The 8634-nt window shown below is 41.1% G+C and carries 2 protein-coding genes and 2 pseudogenes; 2 read left to right on the forward strand and 2 right to left on the reverse strand.

The genetic code is table 11. From position 1 onward, the window contains the following. Nucleotides 1-31 precede the first annotated feature (31 nt). Together Q0541_RS13220 and Q0541_RS13225 are read right to left on the reverse strand one after the other, a co-directional pair. Nucleotides 32-2971: an amino acid adenylation domain-containing protein gene (locus tag Q0541_RS13220; protein WP_298910928.1), complete on the reverse strand. Its 2940-nt coding sequence runs from the start codon at nt 2969-2971 to the stop codon at nt 32-34. A gap of 8 nt (nt 2972-2979) precedes the next feature. Further along, a complete protein-coding gene (locus tag Q0541_RS13225; RefSeq protein WP_298910929.1) occupies nt 2980-7218 on the reverse strand; it encodes an amino acid adenylation domain-containing protein in 4239 nt (1412 codons plus the stop codon). Between the two features lie 194 nt (nt 7219-7412). On the opposite strand from Q0541_RS13225, the pseudogene Q0541_RS13230 reads away from it, so the two are divergent. Next, nucleotides 7413-7928: pseudogene (locus Q0541_RS13230) on the forward strand (IS5 family transposase); the annotation flags it as partial. Nucleotides 7929-8236: 308 nt separating this feature from the next. Then, nucleotides 8237-8407, forward strand: a pseudogene (locus Q0541_RS13235) (transposase); the annotation flags it as partial. Nucleotides 8408-8634 lie beyond the last annotated feature (227 nt).

The following is an 8634-nucleotide window of genomic DNA, read 5'->3' on the forward strand; positions in this document are numbered from 1 at the left end:
CCTTAATGGATTATTGTCGGTTTGAGGTACTTCAAAAACTGAGATGCTCCCCTTTGCCATTAGCTGTTAGAGGTAGAGATTCCAATACCATATATGCTCGTGGCACCATGTATTCTGGTAGCTTTTCTTTGAGGAATTGACGAAATAGGGACGCAAAGCTTTGCATGTCTTCCATAGGTATCTGTTCCTGTTTGGGAACAATATAAGCCACCAAATACTTATCATCAGGTACGTCCTCAGCAGCAATAACTATAGTTTCTTTCACTGCTAGATGTTGACTCAGCACTGCTTCAATCTCTGACAACTCAATGCGGAAGCCACGAATTTTTACTTGAGTGTCAATCCGACCTAAAAATTCAATATTGCCATCTGGTAAATAACGAGCTAAATCACTCGTTTTATAAAGACGTGTTTTTGGTTTATTACTAAAAGGATGAGTAATAAAATGTTCAGCACTTAATTCAGTCCGATTAAGATATTCTAGTGCCAGCCCCTCCCCACCCATATATAATTCGCCAGTAACGCCAATAGGCACTAGTTGTAAATAGGCATCTAATATATAAATCTGCGTGTTTGTAATGGGGATACCAATAGGTAAAGATGTGGCTGATGGTAATTCTTCTACGCAGTAATAAGAAGAAAATGTTGTATTTTCTGTAGGTCCATAAACATGAATTAAGTGCTTTGGTGCACCAGATTGGAGAATTTTTTTAATCCATCTCGTATCAACGGTTTCGCCACCAAACAGTAGATATTTTAAGGTCGCAAAAGCTTGCGGAACATCTCTAACAATCTGTTTAAATAAGGCGGTGGTCAAAAATAGAATGTTGATATCTTTTTCTCGTAGTTGTAATGCCAATTCATGAGGCGAAATGGTTACATCTTTACTAATTCCTACAAGTTGAGCGCCGTTAAGTAGCGCTCCCCAAATCTCGAATGTCGCAGCATCAAAAGAAGTGTTTGAGGCTTGGGCGATTTTATCAGATGATGACAATTTTATATAGTTAGTATTGCACACTAACCGATTTACAGCTTTGTGAGGTACAGCCACTCCCTTGGGTTTCCCTGTAGAACCAGAGGTGTAAATAATATAGGCTAAATTATCACTATTTAAATCGCTTTTAAGATTGTCTTCCTTTTCTTGGGTAATAATTTTCCAGTCTTTATCTATAGAAATAATTGGATTTGAGAAACCTTCAAAATGCTTAAGTAAGTTTTCTTGTGTCAGCAATACTGAAACTTGTACATCTTCCAGCATAAAATTTAGGCGTTCTTCAGGATAGCTGGGGTCTAATGGAACATACGCTCCCCCTGCTTTAAGAATTCCCAACAACCCAATTATCATTTCTATAGACTGTGAAATACAAATGCCAACTAAAACTTCTGAACCTACTCCTAATTTTTGTAAGTGGTACGCTAGTTTATTACTACAAGTATTCAACTCTTGATAAGTAAGTTGCTCGTTAGCAAAGTTTACTGCTATAGAATCAGGATACTGCTGTACCTTTTCTTCAAACAATTGATAGATACATTTATCTTGAGGATAATCGGCTTGGGTGTTATTCCATTCCACCAATACCTGACGTAACTCCACTTCACTTAATAACGGTAAATTTGTAATTGGTTGTTCTGGATTTGCAACAATAGCTGACAATAGAGTTTTAAAATGTTCTAGCATCTGGTTAATGGTGGCTCGATCAAACAAATCTGTGTTGTAAACCATCACCCCACGCAGACCTTCAGAATACTCCCAGTTTCCGCCCCATAAGCTCCTAAAATCCTCAGAACACTTCCACAGATGCAGTTCCAAATCAAAACGTGTTTTTTTCAAATCAATATTCATAAAGTTGGGTACTAATCCAGGCAGTTCTAGCGCTGACATTGGCGCATTCTGGAAACCAAATACCACTTGAAATAAAGGATGGTGGCTCAAGTTTCGCTCTGGATGTAGTTCTTCAACTAACTTTTCAAACGGCAAATCTTGGTGACTATATGCTCCTAATGTTACCTCCCGTACTCTGCCTAGTAGTTCTCGAAAGGTGGGATTTCCAGAAAAGTTACTATGCAGCACTAAACTATTGACAAAAAAACCAATTATTCCTTCAATTTCACTATGGTTACGGTTAGCAATTGGTGAACCTACCGCGATATCTTCTTGGTGTGTGTAGCGGTAAAGTAATGTTTGAAATGTTGTCAACAGTGTCATAAATAAGGTGACACCTTCTTGCTGTGACAGCTTTTCTAGTGCATCAATTAGCTTTTTTGGTAACTCTAGAAATTGTGTTGCTCCTCGATAGCTTTGTATAGCTGGTCTTGGTTTGTCAGTAGGCAGATGCAGTATGGAAATACCGTTTAATTGCTCCCGCCAGTAAGCTAATTGGGTTTGGAGTACTTCTCCTTGCAGCCACTCGCGCTGCCAGTGAGCAAAATCAGCGTACTGAAGAGGCAGTTCTAATAGAGGAGAAGGCTGGTTTTGTACAAAAGCTGCGTAAAGCGTTCCCAGTTCCCGAATCAGTACCCCCATAGACCAATCATCGCAGATAATGTGGTGCATATTCAGTAATAGAATATGTTCTGTCTCGGAAAGCATGAGGAGTATTACTCGCAGCAATGGCCCGGAGGATAAATCGAAAGGATGTTCTATCTCTGCGGTAATAATGGACTTTGCTTTAACCTCTTGTTTATCAGCTGGCAATTCCTGGAGGTCTAATACAAAAAGAGGTATTGTTAAGCTGGGTGCAATCGCCTGTAGAGGTTGCCCATCCGACACTATAAATGTGGTGCGTAAGGTTTCGTGGCGACGCACGATTTCGTTAAAAGTCTGTTCTAGTGCGGCTAACTTAAGCGAACCTGTCAAGCGAATTACTGTTGGCACATTGTAGATAGCATTGTCAGGGATCAACTGGTCGAGGAACCATAGTCGCTGTTGAGCAAAAGATGCTGGAAAGACGAAGACTTCTTCAGAAGACATATTGATCCTTATTTTAAATTTTGTGCTTTCTCAATACAGGCTTTTAGCTGTGCGGCGAGAATTTGGATATGGGGTTTTCTCAGCATAGTTAGGTGATTGCCAGGAATATGATAAATTTCCGTTCCTCCCACAGTTAGCTGATGCCAACCCATACTCGGATCTTCCTTGGCAATGCTTGATTGAACCTTTGTTCTAAAAAGATTAATTTTTTTAGGGTAGGCTTGTGGAACGTAGTTGAGAACTGCTTGGCTATTGGCATAGAAAACACGAAGCATGGGACGAATTGCTAACTCGCTTAAAAGCCTTAACTTGGATTCTTCGGGTATAACGTTGACTGTGGCATCCTCTTTGAGGATGAGGTGAGAGAAGAGATTTGTTTGGAGCGTTCGCGTTAGCGACTCCCTTTGGGAGTATCGCCTTAGCGACTTCCAAAATGAGTTTTGCACAATTTTATTAAAATTAGTCAACCTAGAAGTTAAACTGTTAATTCGATTCCTGGCGATCGCAATAATTAGATATAAATAATCGAGGAAAAAGGGCCATATATATCGCGCCACTGTTGTCAGCATAAACTTTAAACCATTACCCAAAGAAGGTATATTGCCCGGAATTGGTGCTAAAGTGTCAAGCACAGCAAGTAAAGCCACTTCTTCTCCAGACTTTTGGAGTTGTTGAGCCATTTCAAAAGCAACCCAACCTCCAAAAGACCAACCTCCTATAAAATAAGGGCCTTTGGGCTGCACTGAGCGCAATGCTTCAATGTAATGAGCAGCCATATCCTCAATGTTAGTTAGTGGAGAACTTTTTCCGTCAAGTCCAATAGGCTGTAGCCCATAAAATGGTTGATTTTTTCCCAAATGATGAGCTAATTCGTAATAAGGAAAGACAACACCAAAAATTGGATGGACGCAGAAGAAAGGTAGATTTGAACCAGCAGGTTGAATCGGTACTAAGGGAGACCAAGGCAGAGAGTCTGTTGCTGAGGATAGAGAAGTTGCTAAACTTTCAATTGTGGGATTTAAAAATAAGCTTGATAATGGCAATTCGCGCTCAAATTGCTTGTGTATCTGCTTCATTAGGCGTACAGTTAAAAGCGAATCTCCTCCCAAGTCGAAGAAATTATCATAAATACCCACACGCTCAACATTAAGCACTTCAGCCCAAATTTTTGCCAAAGTTGATTCGGTTGGAGTACGAGGAGCAATAAATGTTTTATCTATTAAACGGCTAGCGTAACTGTCGAGTTCTGTTAGCGCCAAACGATCCACTTTCCCACTAGCTGTTAGTGGTAGAGAATCCAGCACTACAAAAGCTTTTGGAATCATGTATTCTGGTAATTTTTCTTTTAAAAATCCACGTAGTAGAGACGGAAAATTTGGTGTCTCTATATTAGGAACAATATAAGCCACTAAGTATTTATTACTAAATAGATTATCTTTAACAATTACTATTGCTTTTTGCACGCTTTGATGATGACTCAGCACTGTTTCAACTTCTGACAACTCAATACGGAATCCACGAATTTTTACTTGATTATCGATGCGTCCTAAAAATTCAATATTTCCGTCTGGTTGATACCGAGCTAAATCACCCGTCTGATAAAGTCGCGCTTTCTTTTTATCACTAAAAGGATTGATAATAAACTTTTCAGTAGTTAACTCGGGGCGATTAAGATAGCCTTGTGCTAATCCCTCACCACTTATGTATAATTCGCCAGCAATTCCAATTGGTAAAGGTTGTAAATGTTTATCTAATATATAAATTTGAGTGTTAGCAATAGGGCGACCAATGGGCGGCTTTTCACTCATAGTACTAATCTCTGCAATAGTTGACCAAATCGTTGCTTCAGTAGGGCCGTAAGCATTAAAAAATCGATGCTGAGAGTTCCACCAACGTTTTACGATATCATCAGTGCAAGATTCGCCTGCACAAATAATAGTTTGTAATGCCGGAAGTGATTCTGTAGGTAGGATTGCTAATACTGCTGGCGGAAGGGTGACGTGAGTAATAGCTTTTTCTCGCAATAATTGGAGCAAAGGTTGTCCGGGTAGAAGGGATTCTGTGTCTGCTAAATAAAGAGTTGCTCCTGTTTGTAATGCCATGACAATCTCAAAAATTGAGGCATCGAAACTTAATGAGGCGAATTGCAGAATGTGGTTACTCGGTTGTAAATTGAAAACCTCAATTTGAGCTTTTGCTAAGTTGGATAATCCTCGATGCTGAAGCAAAACGCCTTTAGGCTTTCCTGTTGAGCCAGAGGTGTAGATGACATAAGCTAAGTTGTCCAATGTTATGCAACTGGTCGGGTTTTCTTGGCTGTGTTGTGTAATAGTTGCCCAATCTTTATCTATGCAAATAATTGGATTTGAGAAGTCCTCAAAATGCTTGAGCAACTTTTCTTGTGTCAGCAATACTGAAACTTGTGCATCTTTTAGCATAAATTTAAGACGCTCTTGAGGTAGGCTCGGATCTAAAGGTAAGTATGCTCCACCCGCTTTGAGGATGCCTAATAATGTGACGATCATCTCTAGCGAACGCTCTACGCAAATGCCTACTATAACGTCAGTAACTACCCCTAATTTTTGTAGGTAATGTGCAAGTTGGTTAGCTCGGATATTTAGTTCACGATAGGTTAACTGTTGCTTGTCAAAGACTACTGCGATCGCATTGGGAGTTTCCTCCATCTGCGCTTCAAATAACTGATGAAAACACTTGTTCTCTGGGTAGGTTTTTTTAGTGTGATTCCAATCAATTAATAACTCTTGTCGTTCTTCCTCAGTAAGCAAAGACAAATCCCAAATCCGCTGTTCTGGATTGGCGACAATGCTTTCTAGCAGCGTTTGGAAATGTTTTAGCATCCGGGTAATGGTTGTGTCATCAAATAAATCGGTGCTATAAACTATTTGTCCTTTCAAACTATCCAAGTCCTGCCACAGGTGCAACTCTAAATCAAGCTTTGCAGTTTTGCTGTCGTATTCAAATAGCGAAAGCGTTAACCCAGGTAACTCTAGCGCAACGATTGGAGTGTTTTGGAGGCTAAATACAACCTGAAATAAGGGATTGCGGCTCAAATCTCGCTCTGGATGCAGTTCCTCCACCAGCTTTTCAAAAGGCAAGTCCTGATGGCTGTATGCTCCTAAAGTTACCTCTCTGACTCGATTCAACAATTCTCGAAACGTCGGCTTACCTGAGAAATCTGTACGTAGCACCAAGCTATTGACAAAAAAACCAATTAATCCTTCTAGTTCGCTACGATTGCGATTAGCAATAGGTGAACCTACTACAATATCCTCTTGCTGCGTGTAGCGATAAAGCAAAGTCTGAAACGCTGCCAGCATTGTCATGAACAAGGTAACGCCTTCTTGGTAACTTAGTGCCTCTAGCGCTTGAGTTAAGGAGTGTGGTAGCTCTAGAAGTTGTTTTGCACCCCTGTAGCTAGGAATTGCTGGTCTCAGTTGCTTGGTGGGGAGATTCAATACCGAAATCCCTTCTAATTGCTTCTGCCAATAAGCTAACTGGGTTTGTAGAGGCGAACAACCGTTTGCTCCCACTTCTTGCAGCCACTCCCGTTGCCATTGGGCGAAATCTGCATATTGAATGGGCAATTCTGGCACAGAGGTAGACATGGAGAGAAGTCTGAGTGGAGGCTGACTCCGCTCAGAACTTGGGGAGTCGCTTGTAGTTAGACATTGCTGATCCTCTGCAAAGGCTGTGTATAATATTCCCAATTCTCTAATTAGCACTCCAATTGACCAGCCATCGGCAACAATGTGATGTAGATTAAGCAGCAGCAAATATTCTGCTTTATCCAGTTGTAGCAGCTTTACTTGCAGCAATGGTCCGGTGGTGAGATTGAAAGGATGTTGAGCCTCTTGGGTTACAATCTGCTGCACTTGTGTCTCACGTTCTTGGCTCTCGAAATTGCGTAGATCTATTAGGCGAAAAGGTATTGTTACGCTAGGTGCGATCGCCTGCACTGGTTGCTGCTCTACCATAACAAACGTAGTGCGTAAGGTTTCGTGGCGACCTCCAATTTCGTTGAATGTCTGCTTTAAGGCGGTGAAGTTGAGGGAACCTGTAAGGCGAAGTACTGTTGACACGTTGTAAAATGGATTACCCGGTGCTAACTGGTTGAGAAACCACAATCGCTGCTGGGCGAAAGAAGTGGGAAAAACAAAAACCTCTGCTTCTTCAGAAAAATTAAGTTCTTCATCAGCTGTGAGACTACTGAGAATATACTGGCTCATAAGTGAATGGTAAACAATTGTGGTGGAATTTGTGGAAACTTTTTCTCAGCTTATCTTGTTAAGCTGTCGCGCTTATAAATTGCGCTCTTTCACGTTTAGAACCCTTAGAGGTTGTTTGAAAAGTTGGGAATGTTGTAAAAAAGCTCTCTCAGTATACGCTGTGAATAGATAACAAACAGCACCGAGAGAGTGGTATGAGTAAAGCTTACACTAGCAACCTGAGTTTGGAACAATATAAATTGATGAGTGACCTAATTCCAGAAGCAAAACCGGGTGGTAGAAGGCGTGAAGTCGATATGTGGGAAGTTCTCAACGCGATTTTTTACATTTTGGTAGAAGGAGTCAGATGGCGATGCCTACGGCGGGCTACGCCTACGCTACCAGGAGACTTTCCACCTTGGCAAACAGTCTATACATACTTTCGTAATTGGCGCAAAGATGGGACTTAGCTAAAAATCCACGACAGTCTAAGAGTTTGGGTTCGCATTGAACACCAACGTCATCCCAGCCCATCCGAGGCAATAATTGACAGTCAAAGCGTTAAAAGCGCAGCAATGGTGAGTCAGTCAGTGGGTTTTGATGCAGGTAAAAAGATCAAAGGACGTAAGCGATTTATGACCGTTGATACTTTGGGATTAGTGTTGAGGGTTTTAGTTTCAGCAGCCAATGTTGGTGAGCGAGAAGGAGGAAAACAAGTGCTAAAACGGCTCAGACAGTCAAACCGGGAGCAACGCGAAAAAGTGAGATCGGGGTTTAGTTCTCAATTATACCTCTATATTCTCAACAAAACTTGGTTTTTTAGTTGCGATCGCATCCCGAAACAAGCTATATACGTCCCAGGTTGCAGCACCTCACAAAATCGCGTTGCTCCCGTCAAACCCGAAGATATCTCGTTTAACAACTATCTGGGTAGATGGCGGATTTGATGGAGAACCTTTTATGCGATGGGTTATGAATTTTTGCTGTTGAATTGTGCAGGTCGTGTTGCGATGGCGTAACCGCCCGCTGGAAGCGATCGCAAGAGGTTAAGGGTTTTGTCTTGCTCAAAAAACGTTGGGTTGTAGAGCGAACTTTCGGTTGGTTGATGGGATGTCGCCGATTGGTTCGAGACTATGAGTTCTTGCCTAAAACATCGGAGACTTTTATCTATCTTGCCATGATCCGTATTATGGTGAGGCGATTAGCCTAATTTTTTACTCCTAAAAACTTTTCAAACATGCTCTTAAACTAAAGCTGTTTGTCTCCTTCTTTGCGAGCGCTGAAACCCTCATGATTACGTCAGTTTATGAAAGTTTGTGATCTACTGAATTTAGGTGAAGTTTTATAAAAGCTTGAGACTAAAAAATCAATAATAATTATCATGCATCTGAAATTTGCTACAGAGTGCAAAGTTTTTTATGGATGCATGAGGGAGAG

The organism is uncultured Nostoc sp., assembly GCF_937863485.1.
Lineage (GTDB): Bacteria > Cyanobacteriota > Cyanobacteriia > Cyanobacteriales > Nostocaceae > Nostoc.

Bases quoted from the DNA above. Each gene is read 5' to 3' on its own strand.
- Q0541_RS13225 (WP_298910929.1), bottom strand. From the start codon at position 7,218: ATGAGCCAGTATATTCTCAGTAGTCTCACAGCTGATGAAGAACTTAAT.
- Q0541_RS13220 (WP_298910928.1), bottom strand. From the start codon at position 2,971: ATGTCTTCTGAAGAAGTCTTCGTCTTTCCAGCATCTTTTGCTCAACAG.